The organism is Trichococcus shcherbakoviae, from assembly GCF_963666195.1.
Lineage (GTDB): Bacteria > Bacillota > Bacilli > Lactobacillales > Aerococcaceae > Trichococcus > Trichococcus shcherbakoviae.
This window is the reverse complement of the sequence record NZ_OY762653.1, coordinates 2,157,097-2,172,363: the sequence shown is the minus strand read 5'-3', so window position 1 is coordinate 2,172,363 and position 15,267 is coordinate 2,157,097. Positions and strand designations below refer to the sequence as shown.

Annotated in this window: 11 protein-coding genes; 2 read left to right on the top strand and 9 right to left on the bottom strand. The window is 49.6% G+C overall.

Annotation, left to right across the window (positions count from 1 at the left end):
• Nucleotides 1-44 precede the first annotated feature (44 nt).
• The 3 genes from ACKPBX_RS10370 to ACKPBX_RS10360 form a co-directional block, all read right to left on the bottom strand.
• Nucleotides 45-3,872 carry an FtsX-like permease family protein gene (locus ACKPBX_RS10370; RefSeq protein ID WP_319995293.1) on the bottom strand — a complete coding sequence of 1,276 codons (3,828 nt, stop codon included), beginning with the start codon at nucleotides 3,870-3,872 and terminating at the stop codon, nucleotides 45-47.
• A gap of 15 nt (nucleotides 3,873-3,887) precedes the next feature.
• Entirely contained in the window at nucleotides 3,888-4,589 is a 702-nt protein-coding gene (locus ACKPBX_RS10365; RefSeq protein ID WP_086629329.1) for an ABC transporter ATP-binding protein, read from the bottom strand.
• A gap of 223 nt (nucleotides 4,590-4,812) precedes the next feature.
• A complete protein-coding gene (locus ACKPBX_RS10360; RefSeq protein ID WP_086629331.1) occupies nucleotides 4,813-5,340 on the bottom strand; it encodes a nitroreductase family protein in 528 nt (175 codons plus the stop codon).
• A 354-nt stretch (nucleotides 5,341-5,694) separates the two neighbouring features.
• On the opposite strand from ACKPBX_RS10360, the gene ACKPBX_RS10355 reads away from it, so the two are divergent.
• A complete protein-coding gene (locus ACKPBX_RS10355; RefSeq protein ID WP_319995292.1) occupies nucleotides 5,695-6,960 on the top strand; it encodes a BaiN/RdsA family NAD(P)/FAD-dependent oxidoreductase in 1,266 nt (421 codons plus the stop codon).
• Nucleotides 6,961-7,245: 285 nt separating this feature from the next.
• On the opposite strand, the gene ACKPBX_RS10350 is transcribed toward ACKPBX_RS10355, so the two are convergent.
• On the bottom strand, nucleotides 7,246-8,430 hold the full coding sequence (locus ACKPBX_RS10350) for a class I SAM-dependent rRNA methyltransferase (protein ID WP_319995291.1): 1,185 nt from the start codon (nucleotides 8,428-8,430) through the stop codon (nucleotides 7,246-7,248).
• Nucleotides 8,427-9,080, bottom strand: coding sequence for a VanZ family protein (locus ACKPBX_RS10345; protein ID WP_319995290.1), 654 nt, complete (start codon nucleotides 9,078-9,080; stop codon nucleotides 8,427-8,429). The genes ACKPBX_RS10350 and ACKPBX_RS10345 overlap by 4 nt, the downstream gene beginning before the upstream one ends.
• A gap of 262 nt (nucleotides 9,081-9,342) precedes the next feature.
• Between ACKPBX_RS10345 and ACKPBX_RS10340 the strand changes: the two genes are divergently transcribed.
• A complete protein-coding gene (locus ACKPBX_RS10340; protein WP_319995289.1) occupies nucleotides 9,343-11,520 on the top strand; it encodes an LTA synthase family protein in 2,178 nt (725 codons plus the stop codon).
• Between the two features lie 42 nt (nucleotides 11,521-11,562).
• On the opposite strand, the gene ACKPBX_RS10335 is transcribed toward ACKPBX_RS10340, so the two are convergent.
• From ACKPBX_RS10335 to whiA, 4 genes are all read right to left on the bottom strand, one after another.
• Complete coding sequence (locus ACKPBX_RS10335) at nucleotides 11,563-12,984, bottom strand: ATP-binding protein (protein WP_319995288.1); 1,422 nt, start codon at nucleotides 12,982-12,984, stop codon at nucleotides 11,563-11,565.
• Entirely contained in the window at nucleotides 12,981-13,694 is a 714-nt protein-coding gene (locus tag ACKPBX_RS10330; protein ID WP_119093876.1) for a response regulator transcription factor, read from the bottom strand. Before ACKPBX_RS10330 ends, ACKPBX_RS10335 begins: the two co-directional genes overlap by 4 nt.
• Before the next feature lie 163 nt (nucleotides 13,695-13,857).
• The gene (locus ACKPBX_RS10325; protein WP_068560913.1) at nucleotides 13,858-14,193 is read right to left on the bottom strand and encodes a single-stranded DNA-binding protein; all 336 of its coding nucleotides are present in this window, start codon (nucleotides 14,191-14,193) and stop codon (nucleotides 13,858-13,860) included.
• Nucleotides 14,194-14,314: 121 nt separating this feature from the next.
• Nucleotides 14,315-15,256 carry a DNA-binding protein WhiA gene (gene whiA, locus ACKPBX_RS10320; RefSeq protein WP_119093875.1) on the bottom strand — a complete coding sequence of 314 codons (942 nt, stop codon included), beginning with the start codon at nucleotides 15,254-15,256 and terminating at the stop codon, nucleotides 14,315-14,317.
• Between the last annotated feature and the right edge of the window lie 11 nt (nucleotides 15,257-15,267).

The window sequence follows — 15,267 nt, the reverse complement described above, 5'->3', positions numbered from 1 at the left end:
AAAAACGCGCAAGCGGCCATCCATTGGCTGCTTGCGCGTTTTTCCTATTCTACCGATTTGAGTGCTTCGATCATGTCCACTTGTTTGAGTTTGCGGTGCATGATCAGCATGACGACGCTTGAGAACAATAACGACAACAGACCTGAATACAGGTAGCTGATCGGCATGATTGTCGGCGGGAACATCATGAAGTCGATTTCGACCATTTTGAGAACGACTGTGCTCAAAATTTTCCCGAGAATGAAACCTGAAAAAATACCCAACAAGGTCAAAATCAAGGACTCTCTGTAGATATACATGCTCACTTCCACATCATAGAATCCCAAAACTTTGATGGTCGATAATTCTCTGATCCGCTCCGATACATTGATGTTCGTCAGACTGTACAGGACAACGAAAGCCAATGCGGCTGCCGAAACGATCAATACCAATGTGACGATATCCAGGCTCCCTAAGGTTTCAGCGAAGCTGCGGTCGACAGAATTGATGAACGTCACCAGTGCGACAGCCTTTTCTCCCATCGCTTCGGATCCGAAGCCCCGCTCCCAACTTTCCGGTTCTTCAAACAGCAGCAAATCCGTTGTCGGTTTCGCGGCTTGGATGAAAATCTCTTCGTACAAAGCTGGCGTCAAGTAGATGTAATGGTTGACGTAGTTCTCGGTGACAGCACGGATCGGAACCTGATAGGTCTGCATTTCATCATTCCGGATTTCGATGCTATCCCCCGGTCCGACGCCTGCCAAATTCGCCAATTTTTCCGAGATGACGGCTCCCTCATCAGTCAGCGCGATCGGTTCTTGCGTTGCGCGTTCACGCAGGCTGACGAAATCCGAAAGATTTTCGGTTTCCAACGGCGCAAAGACAGTGACGTTCTGCAGGTTCACCCCTTTTTTATCCAGTTTATAGCTCTCCTGGACCACTTTGAGATGATCCGTTATTTCAGGAGTCGCAGCGATCAGTTCATCATAAGAAGCGATTTCTTCCTCGCTTGCTTCCGGACGCATCGCCGTGATTGCGTTATAGCGCATCACATCGTTGAATTGTGTGTCCGCCAATCCTGAGATCGAATTCTTGATGCCGTACCCGGTCAAAATCAAGGCGGTACAGCCAGCGACTCCCAATATCGTCATCATATTTCGCGCTTTGTAGCGCAACAAGTTCCGTACCGTTATCTTCGAATTGAAGCTTAGGCGATCCCAAACGAACGTCAGTCGTTCCAAAAGTACACGTTTGCCGTTCTTCGGCGCTTTCGGCCGCATCATCGCTGCCGGATTTTCCCGGAGCGACGTATGTGCCGCCCATGCTGCCGGGCCGATGGTACAAAGCAGTGCGATGGCTATGGAAATCAGTGCATAGGACAAGTAATAGGTGATCTTTACTGAAGGCAGGCTGTACATGGACCCGTAGGCATCAAAGATGACCGCAGGGAAAATATTATAACCGGCCACCAAACCGAGCGATGTGCCCACGATGCAGGCGATCGCTGCATAGATCAAATATTTTTTGGCGATGTCGAAGTCGCTGTAACCGAGACCTTTCAGCGTCCCCATCTGTTGGCGCTGTTCATCCACCATCCGGGCCATTGTCGTGAAACTTACCAAGGCCGCGATCAGGAAGAAGAATACCGGGAAAATCTCTGCGATGGCCGAGATGCGGTCGGCATTGTCGCGGTATTCCTGATACCCGGGATTGCCGGATCGGTCCGTCACATAGTAGACAGGGTCAATCAGATCGGCCAAAGCTTGCTTCGCTTCCTCGATCTGCTGTTCCCCATCGGCTATCTCGATTTCTGCATCTGCGCGTTCAGCTGTGAAGGTGGCCAAGCCATCTTGATAGTCTGCTTCGCCCTGCTGGATTTCCTGCCAAGCTTCAGCAAGGGCTTGTTCACCGCTCGCACGTTGGCTTTCCAACTCGGCCCAGCCGTCGTTGATCTGTGCCTGGCCGTCCTCTAGTTGGGTCAATGCCGACGCCAATGCCAATCTGCCGTTCTCCAATGCTACTCCTTGTTCGGCGAATTGGGCATCTGCGGCTGCAATCTGGGCTTCGGCATCGGCCATGAATGCCGCAATTTTTTCTTCCAGCAGTTGTTGCTGCTCCAGCAATCCCTCACCTTTGTCAGCCAGCTCGGCGCCGGCATCCTCCAAGAGGCGCTGTTCTTCCAATAGTGCTGCCTCTTCACTGGCCCGTTCCGTTTGGAAAGCCGCAGCAGCTGCGGTTAAAGCTTCTTGCCTGCTTGCTAAGGCGGCACCCGCTTGCTCCAGCTCGCTTTGGCGGCTTGCCAAATCCGTTTCGGTTTGTGCCAGAGCAGCCTGTTCTGCATCCAAAGCTGCCTGTTGATCGGCCACTGCCTCTAAGCGTTCCGCAACGCTCGGGTCCGTTTCCGGATCCAAAGCTGACAAGGCGTCCCTTTCAGCATCGATGGCGGCTTGCCTTGCGGAGAACTCCGCTTGTTTGGCAGCTTTTTCCGTTTGGAAGGCTGTCATGTCAGTGGTGAAAAGAGTCAGTTCGTTCTGATAGGCTGCCGCATCGGTCTCCAGACTTGTCTGCTCGGCCAAAAGCAGTTCGCCTTTTGTCGCTAATGCGGTTGCCCGTTCCTGCAGCTCCACACCCTTGGCCTCCAGTGAGGCTTGGGTCGCTTCAACTTCGGCTTGTCCATCCAATAAAGACTGCGCCAAATCAGCGATTTCGCGGCCTTCCGGTGTGTCGGGCAGGCTCGCCAGCAGCACATCCAATGAATCCTCCGATGAAGCATCCGAACCGGTCTGCCCTTGCAGGGATCCTTTCTGCGACTCCCAGGCAACTTTCGCCTCATCGTAGAGCGCTTTGTTTTCGAGATAGGTCGCCAAGCCTGCGCGGTATTCGGCCAGGCCCGCATCGATTTCAGCCTGGCTGGCGGCTAAACTGTTCTCGGCTTTTGCGGTCTCATCCAGAAACAACTGACGATTTTCTTCATAGGCCGCTGTCCCCTCATCCAATTGTTTCCGCGCATCCTGAAGTTCTTGCTCGGCTTCCGCAAGCTTGTCTTTCCCTTCCTGCAGTTCATCCTCCGCATCCTTGATCTTCCGCTGCCCTTCAGCTCGGATTTCATTGATGCGCTCCAAAGGTCTCCCGTTCAAAGCGAGCTCCACTTTATCGGCCAGGTTGTCCACTTGGTCATCGTAGCTGTCCGTGTAGCCGGTTTCCGCCGCATCGGGAGCAATCGTCAGGTAAGCTTCCGTGTAGATGCTGCCGAGTATGTCCGAATCGGCCACGACAACGAAGGCATCCAGGCTGCCTTTCCCGACGTTCGTGGAGCCGCGCATCATCGTTTCGATGTACATCGGCGAGTCTACGAAACCGACGACCGTGTATTCCTGCTCTTTCAAGGAAATGCGGTTTTCCATTTCCTCCTCGGTGAGTCCTTCTTCGGACTCATGGCGGAAGCTGATTGTATCCCCGATCTGATACGTATCCATCAGATTCTGTTTCGCATCCAAAGCGATTTCTCCGCTTGTCTCCGGTAGTCTGCCGTCGACGACTGCATATTCATTGACCGGATCCGCACCGCTTTGCAGCGGGAATACTTTTACGAGGAAGTCACTGCCTTCCATTTCGATATCCACCGTTCGCATGGGGTGGACAGCCAGATTGGCCGTTTTAGCCAGAATGCCGATGTCCGCTTCTTCCAATCCGTAAGTGGACAGCACCTTCAGGTCATAAAGATTATTTTCTTCATAATATTGGTTGGCAGTGTCCAGCATATCCGGACCCGCCGCTTTGATGCCGGCAAAGAAGGCCACACCCAAAGTGATGATGGCCAATAACGCGAGGAAGCGCGCCTTACTTTTGCCTATTTCTATCCAAATGTCTTTCCAGAGCGCCTTCTTCTTCATCGTCGTCTCCCCCTCCTACCATTCGATTTCTGATACTGGTTTGGGATTCGGATTTTCATGGACTGCCCTTACTTTGGCATTGTTGATTTCGATGATCCGGTTAGCCATGGCTGCGATGGCTTGGTTATGCGTGATGACGATGACTGTCGTTCCGGTATCGAGGCACGTATCCTGCAGCAACTTGAGCACTTGTTTGCCCGTTTCGTAATCCAGTGCCCCTGTCGGCTCGTCGCAAAGCAACAACTTGGGCTGCTTCGCCAAGGCGCGGGCAATAGCGACGCGCTGCTGTTCGCCTCCCGAGAGCTGCGCCGGGAAGTTGTCCATGCGCTCGCCCAAGCCTACTTCCCGCATGACTTCGGCAGCATCGCGGGCATGCGGCGATATCTGAGAGGCAAGCTCCACGTTCTCCTTCGCCGTCAGGTTAGGCACCAGATTATAGAATTGGAAGACGAAACCGACATCCCGTCTTCTGTAGGTCGTCAAGGCTTTTGAAGTGAACTGGGAGATGTCCACCCCGTCGATGCTGATGTGCCCCTCATCGGCATCATCCATCCCTCCAAGGATGTTCAGAACGGTGGATTTGCCGGCTCCACTGGGCCCAAGTATCACTACAAACTCTCCTTCATTGATGTCGAAACTGATCTTGTCGTTGGCAGTGATGCGTGTCTCGCCCATCTGATAGAATTTGCTGACATTCTTTAAGGAAATGTACGCCATTTTGTATCCCTTCATTTCTTGATTGATTTGTATGCTGAAGCTTCCCGGAAAAATTATCCGCAATATAGTTACCTATTGTAATAGTACAATCGTATACAAAAGAGCGAAGAAATGCAATCGGTTCCTTCCCACTGCATTACTCCTCCCGATGATTAGTATGCAAAAAACGACCCGGGAAACCTGAAAGTTTCTCCTGAGGTCGTTTTTCATTGCCTGAATCGTGCTATTCGACGATATTGCTGGCGATTTTGTCCAATGTGCGCGGCCGGTCATGCAGATAGCCATGCGGATAGCCCGCCACCATCCCGGCGACAGGAGTGAATCCTTCCGGAATCCCAATTTTTTCGCGGATCCCTTCAGCATCCAGCGTACCGTTCGCCATCAGTCCCATCAGGAAACAACTTCCCAACAGTTCCGCCGTTGCCTGCAAGTGCATATTTTCTACGATTGCGGCTGCACTGGCGATACTTCCTGGTTTAGCCGGTTCTTTGGCGGAAACAACGAAAAATGCAGGAGCTCCGTACAGAGGGTCTTTGTCCGCATTACCTGTAACTTCCTTAGCAGCTGATGTAATCGCTGCCAATATTTCCGAATTTTTTATGACCGTGATATGGTAATCCTCAAAGCGACCGCGGCTGATCGGCGCATTTTGCCCAGCCTGCAGCATCATTTCGATTTGTCCTTGGGATAGCCCGAACGTTTGGTAGCTGCGTGTTGTTTGTCTCGTATGCATTACTTTCATGAAATCCATTTCAATTCCCTCACTTCTCAAAAAATAACTGTGCTATACGGCTATTATACTCTTTCGGGCACAAAAAATGAACGGAAATCGAGGCCTGCAGAAAAAATCATTCTGCATGATCGCTGCTTAGCTGTTCAGCAATCAAAGCCCCGTTTCCGTCCAAGAGGGAGGAGCTCTTCTGCGGGTACAGAAGAGGAAAAAGAAACGATTATCTTTGGGTATGAACACAGTATAGCCGCTATCTTTGAATATTTAATGAAGGAAAGCCTGTTTTTTCGTGATCATTCTGGGAAGAAAGCCGTTTTCAGATGGACATATCTGTGATAAAGTAAGTGCAGCAAAAGATCGGAGAAATTAAATAATATGAAAACACGCATCATTATTGTCGGTGGAGGTTCAAGCGGTCTGATGGCGGCTTGCACCGCTGCTGAAGCAGGAGCTGAAGTGACGCTCCTCGAACAAAATCCAAGTCTCGGAAAAAAATTGCTTTTGACAGGCGGCGGACGCTGCAACGTCACCAACAATCGTCCAGAAGAGGAAATCATCCGGCATATTCCCGGAAACGGAAAATTTCTGCACAGCAGTTTTACCCAATTCAGTCAATATGACATCATGACCTTCTTTATCGAACGCGGAGTCGCCCTGAAGGAAGAGGATCACGGTCGGATGTTCCCTGTCACGGACAAAGCCCGGACTATCCTCGAAGCATTCATCGAGGAACTGAAACGGCTGCAGGTCCAGATCCGGACCAACATAAAAGTGGAACGCATCCTGATCGAAAACGGACAGGTTACCGGTGTCCTTTTGGAGGATGGCGAAATCCTCCCGGCGGATCGGATCATTCTGGCAACCGGTGGAAAGGCCCTTCCGCGCACAGGATCCAAAGGCGATGGCTATAAGTTCGCCAAGGCAGCTGGACACACCATCACGGAATTGTATCCGACCGAAGCACCGATCACATCCGATGCGGACTTCATCCGTTCAAGCGAACTGAAGGGACTTTCCTTGCGCAATGTTGCCTTCAGCATTAAAAATAAAAAAGGCAAAACAGTCGTGTCCCACCAGATGGACATGATCTTCACCCACTTCGGCGTGTCCGGTCCCGCCGCTTTGCGCTGTTCGATGTTTGTCCACCAGACAATGAAGCGCGATAAAACCGAGACCGTCACGATGTCCTTGGATGTCCTGCCGGAACTTTCCTTGGGCGCCGTCGAGCAACAGTTGCAGAAGCTTATCAAGGCCCAACCGGAAAAGAGCGTCAAAAACGGCTGGAAAGACCTGATGCCGGAGCGTTATTTGCTTTTCGGCTGCAACCAGGCCGCTATCGACCCGCAGAAATCTCTGAAGGAATTGACGCCGAAGGAAATCAAAGCTTTCGCCGACTTCTGCAAAAATTTCTCCTTCGAAGTGAACGGCACGCATCCTTTGGATAAAGCCTTTGTCACTGGCGGGGGTGTCTCCACGAAGGAAATCAATCCGAAGACGATGGAAAGCAAACTGACGCGGGGTCTTTATTTCTGCGGCGAACTGATCGACTACAACGGCTACACAGGCGGCTACAACATCACCGGCGCCTTTGTTACAGGGCACACTGCCGGGCAGCATGCAGCTGCCCAGCTGCACGAATAACCTCACCGATAAGCAAAGAGAACGGAGCCACCTCATTTTCGAGGCAGCTCCGTTCTCTTTTTTCTATATTGTAGGAAAAATATAAATATCTCTGTACTCAAAAGTGCGTCACCGTTGGTGCTTCAAAGAATTGCAAAATGTTACATGCAATTCAAAGCGTTGGCTAGCTTCACGGGTTAGCCCCTCGGAAATTAGATAAATCTGACCCATTGCGCTCTTCGATGCTCATTCAGGGTCAGATTTCCTAAATTTCTTTCAGGGCTGAGCGAACCCGTTCAGCTTTTCTTATCTTGCCAGTTTCTTGATGATGAAGACCTTCAGGTAATCGCTGGTCTTGCTGCCTGCCGGAACAGCGAAGTCGCTCGGCAAATGGAAGGTTTCCAGGATACGGTAGTCACAATGGCTGTTCTTGAAGGCTTGGTCGATGTCCTGTTTGAAATTCTTTTCCTTGTAGTTGGCGGCGTTGGAAGAAACGATCAGCGTGCCATCCGGTGCGGTGATCTGGATCAGCTCTTCCAACAACTGGGTGTAATCCTTCGTGACCGAGAAAGTCCGCTTTTTGGTGCGGGCAAAGCTCGGCGGATCGATGATGGTCACGTCATACTGCAATTCTTTGCGGATGGCGTAGCGGATGAAATCGAAGACATCCATGACATAGATTTTTTGCGCATCGCCATCCAGGTTGTTGACGGCGAATTGTTCTTTGGTCCGTTCCAATGAACGGTTCGCAACATCGACACTTGTTGTTTCGATTGCTCCGCCCATAGCTGCAGCAACAGAGAAAGCGCCCGTGTAGCTGAAGGTGTTCAATACCCGTTTACCTGCCGCATAACGCTCCGTCAGAGCACCGCGTACGTCGCGCTGATCCAGGAATATGCCCGTCATCAGCCCATCATCCAGATAGGTCGCATAGTTGATGCCGTTCTCCTTCACGATCAGGGGCGTCGGGGCTGCTTCACCCGTGACGAAGCGGCTGATCAGGCTGTCTTTCCGTTGGTAACGGAATTTTTCATAGATGCCCTTCGTTTCCGGGAAGACCGCTTGAAAAGCAGCGAGGATGGCGGCTTGGTAGCGGAAGATGCCTCCGCTGTACCAGGATACCACCGCAAATCCATCATAATGGTCGATGGTGACACCGGGAATGCCGTCACCCTCCGCATTGAAAAGCCGATAGGTAGTCGTTTCCGGATCCGCTTGCAGATCCGTGCGCTTGCGTTTCGCTTTTTCGAACTGGTTTTTGAAGAACGCTTCATTGAAACTATCCGCGTTATCCAACGAAAATACCCAGCCGACACCTTTGTTCTGTTTGGCCAAATAGGCTCTTGCTACGAATGCCTGGCGAGAATCGACCAGTTCGACTATTTCGCCCTCATTGAAGCTGAGTTCATTTGGGAAATCCTCGAACTGCAGCAAGGGATTCCCTGCCTTAATTTTTTTTTCGCTTATTTGCGTAATGATTATTTTTTTCATTGTTTTCTTCCTTTATAGTCAATTGTTCGTTCTGCACTGCTTTGTTTTTTTGAAGATACCCAGATGCCGTAGCCGATTGCTGCACCCAACGTATTGAAGAAGACATCATCTATATGCGTCACGCCCGTCTGAAAGATGAGTTGGAGGAACTCGATCATGGCGGAAAAAAGAAAGCCGACCGCCGTCACTTTGAGGAAACTGCATTTTTTCCTGAACAGGTACGGACCCACGAAACCCAACGGCATAAACCAGACGACGTTCCCCCATGAATTATACCAGGCCGAAAAACCGGAGTCCCCGTAAAATAGTTTGACCGTATCCACCAACGGCAGCCAATGGATCGCTGACCAATCGATTTTGTGATACTCGACGGTCCAGAAGGTCTCCTCGTTGCGGAAAACCGTCAGTTGAAGCAGCAGCACGATGTAGATAAACAGAGCATGCAACAAGCCTTCCTTATATAAGGGGATTTTTTTGCCCGTCTTGCGGTGTCTGTGCAGCAAATAGGCCGCCCGCAGGACCAGCCAAATCAAATAATACAAAATGGTCTTGTCCACGCTGTTGAAAACTAATTCTATGAGCGGAAAATGATTGACGGATGATTCCAGAGAAGCAGCCACCCACTCATAAGGCCTTTGTAAAAATATCATAATCTATGCTCACCTTTGTCAGTTTTGTTCCTTTGATCAGATACATGGAAAGACCCATTTTCTCTAAAAATCCTAAAAAAAGCAACCGTTCTTGATAAAAACTTAGGAAAAACTTTACGGTGCTTCGATTGACTATCAAAAGCATTCAGAATATAATGACACTAGCTCATTTTACATAAAATTCACAAACAGCAAACATTACCCTTAAAAATTCACATGAAATTTACATGTGTTCCACAAGATAACATAGGAGGTCTCTTTTTTGAAACAAAAATTAACTGAACAGTTGCGGACGCGATTCGGATTTTTCCTGTTTGCCGTCGTCCTATTCTGGCTGAAGACCTATTTCGCTTACCACACAGCGTTCTCTTTAGGCGTAGATGGCTGGTTCCAGCAGCTGATTCTTTTTATCAACCCGATTGCAACTACCTTATTGATTCTGGGAATTTCCCTTTTTGTAAAGAATCCTAAAAAAGGTTTCCGAAGCTTGATTGCTCTGTACATGCTGAATTCGGTCCTGTTGTTCGCAAACATCGTCTATTACCGCGAGTTTACGGATTTCTTGACGATCAAGACCATTTTCGGTTCTGCCAATGCAACCAAAAACCTGGGTTCCGGCGTCATCGCCATGATGCAGCCGATCGACCTGTTCTATTGGATCGATGCTTTCGTGCTCGTCTACGTCTATAAGAAATTCGTCAGCAAAAACCGCGACGAACGCATCTTCAAGAAAAGATGGGCTTTTGCGACGATCGCAGCTTCAATCGCTCTCTTTGCCGCTAACCTGGGTCTGGCTGAAATCAGCCGCCCGCAATTGCTGACGAGAACTTTTGACCGCAACTATATCGTAAAATACTTGGGTATCAATGTCTATACTCTCTATGATGGAATCAAGACAGCCCAGGCCAACCAAGTGCGTGCAAGCGCGGACAGCTCGGATATGGCTTCCGTTCTTGATTATATGAGTACACATTACGCCGAGCCGAACGAAACATACTTCGGCCAGGCAGAAGGCAAAAACGTCGTCTACATCCATCTGGAAAGTATGCAACAGTTCCTGATCGATTTGTCGCTTACCGATGAAACAGGCACGACGGCAGAAGTGACGCCGTTCCTGAACAGTTTGTATCACAGCAGTGATTCATACAGTTACAGCAACATATTCCACCAGACAGGACAAGGAAAAACAAGTGATGCCGAACTGATGCTGGACAATTCCCTTTTCGGATTGCCTCAAGGTTCAGCCTTCACACAGATTGGCGCCGACAATACATTCCAATCGGCACCAGCCATCTTGAGCGAATCCTTTGGGTACACATCAGCCGTTTTCCACGGTAATGTCGGCTCTTTCTGGGATCGCGATAATGTCTACAAATCCTTTGACTATGATTATTTCTTCGATGCCGACAGCAGTTACACGCTGACGGATGAAAATTCAGTCGAGTACGGGTTGAAGGATAAATTGTTCTTCCAGGAATCGGCTCAATACCTGGAACAATTGCCGCAGCCTTTCTACGCGAAGTTCATAACTGTTTCGAACCACTTCCCGTTCCCTGAAGACGAGATGAACGACACCTTCGCCTTGGATACCGGCGACGAAACGGTTGACGGTTATTTCAATACCGTCCACTATGCCGATGAGGCCCTGGCTGAGTTCTTCCAATATATGAAGGATGCAGGACTTTATGATAATACGATTTTCGTATTGTATGGCGACCATTTCGGTATTTCCAGTTCACGCAACGAAACGTTGGCCCCGCTCATCGGAGCGAATGCCGATTTGTGGAGTGCCTACGATGACGCCATGATGCAACGGGTTCCTTTCATCATCCACAACCCTGGTTCCGGTACCGGACAGATCAGCGACGTCTATGGCGGCCAGATCGATATCTTGCCTACTGTGATGCATCTTCTGGGTGTCGACACTTCGGCCTATGTCCAACTTGGGCAGGATCTGTTGTCGGCGCAAAATGAGGGAATCGTTGTTTTCCGTAACGGAAGCATCGTAACGAGCGAATACACCATTTTAGGAAATACTGTTTATCATACCCAAACAGGTACACTTGCTTATCAGACCGAAGAAGTGATCCAAAAGGTTGCTGAAATCCGGGCGCAAGCTGAACTGCAGCTGGCGATTTCAGATCAGATCATCAACGGAGACTTGCTTCGCTTCTACACCCCGGATGGATTCATGCCGGTGGACAAGAGCCTGCACAACTATGTGGATTCTCCAGTCGAACTGGAAGAGGACATCGCTGAATTGGGCGATCTGAACACTTCCTTGTATTACACGAACAACGGCGTCTCAAGCGTTCCGCTGTATCAGACGGATGCCCCTGAGTTCCCGGCCAACAAAGCCGCTGCTGAAGGAACCGTAACGGAAGAACAACCCGCTTCGGAAGAAACCCAAGCAGAAGGACAAACAGAAACAGTTGAATAACCAAAATAGCTGCCGGAATTTTAAATTCCGGCAGCTATTTTTTTAACTATTTTTCTCAAGTGCAGTTTTCGTTGGTAATGTAATCGTGAAAGTCGTTCCCTCGCCTGGAGTACTTTCCACGTCGACAGTCCCTTTATGGTTCATCACCAAAGATTGGACCACGGCCAAACCGATCCCCGATTCGCCAAATTTCGTGTTTTTTCTGGAAACATCCACTTTGTAGAACCTTTCCCAGATGCTTGTGATATCCTTCTTCTCGATGCCGATGCCCGTGTCTTTGACCTGGATGATTTGCTGCTCGCCATCCGGGAACGACGACAGGGTGATGGTGCCGTTTTTCGTGAACTGGATAGCGTTCTGGGTAAGGTTCACCATAATCTGGATAAAACGGTCATAGTCCGCGTAGATCCGGTCCGCGGCATTCACCTGGACGATGATCAAGTCATCCTTCGCCTGCGCTTTTGCCCGCATCTGTTCCGCGACATTCTCCAACGCTTCCTTGGCAGAAAACTCTTGCTTCACTAAAACGATCTGATTGGAGCGGATTTTTTCATAGTCCAAGTTTTCGTTCACCAAACGGATCAGCCTTTTGGTTTCTTTCTGCATCAGTTGCATGCTCCGGTCCCGACGTCCTTCGGGAATCATGTGGTGCTGGATCCCTTCCAGGATGCCATTGATCGTCGTGAGCGGCGTGCGCATCTCATGGGCTACGTCCATCATGAACTGACGCCTTAAATTCTCCTGGCGTTCGACCTCCTCGTTGGAGGCTTTCAAAGACCTTGCCATTTGGTTGAAATCCTCAGACAGCTCATCAAATTCATCTTTGTGATGATTCTCCAGCGAGATATCAAAATTGCCTGAAGCAATCTCATGGGTGGCCCTCCGCATGCGTTTGATGCGCCTTGTCAAATAATTGGCGATGCCTAGGCTCAATACAATCGCGATGCCCCCGGAAGTCAGGACAGCCACAAGCAGGTTGTGCTCAATTTCGTTGATTTCATCCTCGATGCCTTTTACCGGCGAGCCCACCGCAATGAAGCCTGTGAATTCGGCAGTGGTCGCATTAAAAAGTGGGAGATAAACCGTCAAGAAGCGCTTCTTTTCGTTCAGGAAGCCACGATCCCTTTCCGTCAAAGAAATCCGTTCCCCTTCTGAGAGCCTCTTAAAATCCTCCGTGCTGATTCCGCTCGTATACAGATCCGTGGCTTGCGGGTAAACCATGTGGTCTTCTCCATCAAAGATGGCAAACGAGACGTCCTGGTTGGACACCAGAGTCGAACCACTTTCCAATTGCTGGATCGTCATGTTCTGATCGATGATCGATTCGGCATAGCCATAAAGCTGCGCCTCTTTCTCGTCGTAGACATTAGTGGTGACGTATTGGATGATCAGGATGCCTGTCGTACTGACAGTTATTAGAATCAATGCGAAAAAAGCAAGGATTTGTTGATAGACGTACTTCATTTATCCTCTACTCCGCTGTCGTCGAATTTGTAGCCGACTCCCCAAACCGTTTGGATCACTTGCGGTCCGACCGCTTCTATTTTTTGCCGCAATTTCTTGATGTGCGCATCGATTGTGCGTTCATCCCCGTAATATGGATCTTCCCAGATCCGGGTCAAAAGATGTTCCCTCGAAAATACTTGCTTCGGGTGTTCGGCCAGCAACGCGAACAGTTCGAATTCCTTCGGCGTCAAACTCTCGATCTGGTTCCCGTCCAGATAGGCTTCACGCGTGATCGTGCTGATTTTGACATGATCGGTCAGTACATCGAAATCGTCCGTAGCCTGCACCTGTGAGTGATCGACCTTAGCGCGACGGTGCATCGCTTTGATGCGGGCTATCAGGGTCAGCGGGCTGAACGGCTTCGTGACGTACTCATCCGCGCCGATCTCCAGACCGATGACCTGGTCGCTTTCCGAATCGCGCGCCGTCAGCATGATGATCGGCACAAACTGGGAAATTTTCCTTATTTCACGGCAGACCTGCATCCCATCCATGCTCGGCAGGTTCAGATCGAGGATGATCATATCCCATTTTCTGTCTTCCGCTGCGAACGCCTCCAGACCTTCTTTTCCATCATGTTTGAATGCAGCTTGCCAACCCTCATTCTCGAAAAACATCGCCATCATTTCGCAGACGGCTTCATTGTCTTCTATCATCAAAATTTCCATAGCGACTCTCCTTCTCATTTCCTTCATTATATCTTTTTTTCCGATAAGCGGCATCATTTCCAGTCTACGATACCACATACCTTTGAAATTTCTATGAATAAATAAGGAAATCGCTGTTTCCGAAAGAAAAAGCCCCGGAATCCGGGGCTTTTTGGCGGGAGCATCAGACTGCTTCCTGTTCTCTTTTCGCTTCCACGAAATACAATTCTTCCACGACCAATTCGATGACATAGACGTGCTGCTCCTGTTTATTGACGTAGGAACGCGAAACCAAATGGCCATTGACACCGATCTGGTTGCCTTTGGCGCAATACTGTTCAACCAGATTTGCGGTTGCTCCCCAAAACACGACAGGTATGAAATCCGCCTGTGGTTGGCCTTCATCCGCTTTCCTTAGGCGCTGCACCGCTAATGTATTGTTGCAGACTTGCCTTTCCCCATTCACCTGTTGCACTTGGATGGGCCGCACCAGCCGCCCGATCAATGAAACTTGATTCATCCTTTCATTCCTCCTTCAGTTTGACTTACTGTCTACAATATCCGCAAAAAAGGAGGCTTGATTTTTTTCAAAAAAAATAAACCTGAAGACTTTTCTCAGTCTCAAGGTTTATCTTTCTGTATCAGCGGCTGGCTTTCCCCATCCGCAAAGAATCGGCATACTCGTTGATTTTTCGCAAACGGTGGTTGATCCCGGATTTGGAGATGACTCCACTCGGGATCATTTCCCCAAGTTCCTTCAGGCTGATGTCGGGATTCTCCAAGCGGATCACGGCAATTTCCTTCAGCTTGTCAGGCAATCTCCCCAGCCCTACCGTTGCTTCGATGAATTCGATGTTGGCAATCTGTTTTGCAGCCGCATCGATTGTCTTATTCATATTCGCGTTTTCGCAATTCACTAAGCGATTGACCGAATTACGCATGTCTCGGATGATCCGCACGTCTTCAAACTTCATCATCGCGTTATGGGCACCGATCAATGCCAGAAAATCGGCAATCTTCTCGGCTTCCTTGAGATAAGTGATGAAGCCGTTGCGGCGCTCGATCGTCCGCGCGTTCAGGTCAAAGTGATTCATCATATCACAGATATCCTGATTGTGGTCCTCATAATTGGAATAGATTTCCAGATGATAACGGCTTGTTTCCGGGCTGTTCACCGAACCACCGGCCATGAAGGCCCCGCGCAGGTAAGAGCGTTCCTTCTGGTTATTGTTCATGATGTCTTCGGAAACTTGCGTCTTGAATGACAAGCCGTCGAAAATACTCAGATCACTCAGCAATTCCGTGACGCCCTGCTTCAGGCGCACAATATAAACGTTATTCTTCTTCAGCTTCATTTTACGGCGCACCAACAGCTCGCTTTCGAATGAGTAGTGATCCTTCAAGAGAACGTACATCCGTCTGGCGATTGCCGCATTTTCTGTCTGGACATTCAGGACAAATGACTGGTTATAGATGCTTACCGATCCGCTCATCCTGATCAACGCGGTCAGCTCGGCTTTCGCATGTTCGCGGTGCACTTCCAATGTTGTTAATTCTTTTTTTACTTCAGATGCAAAAGACATATATGCCCCCT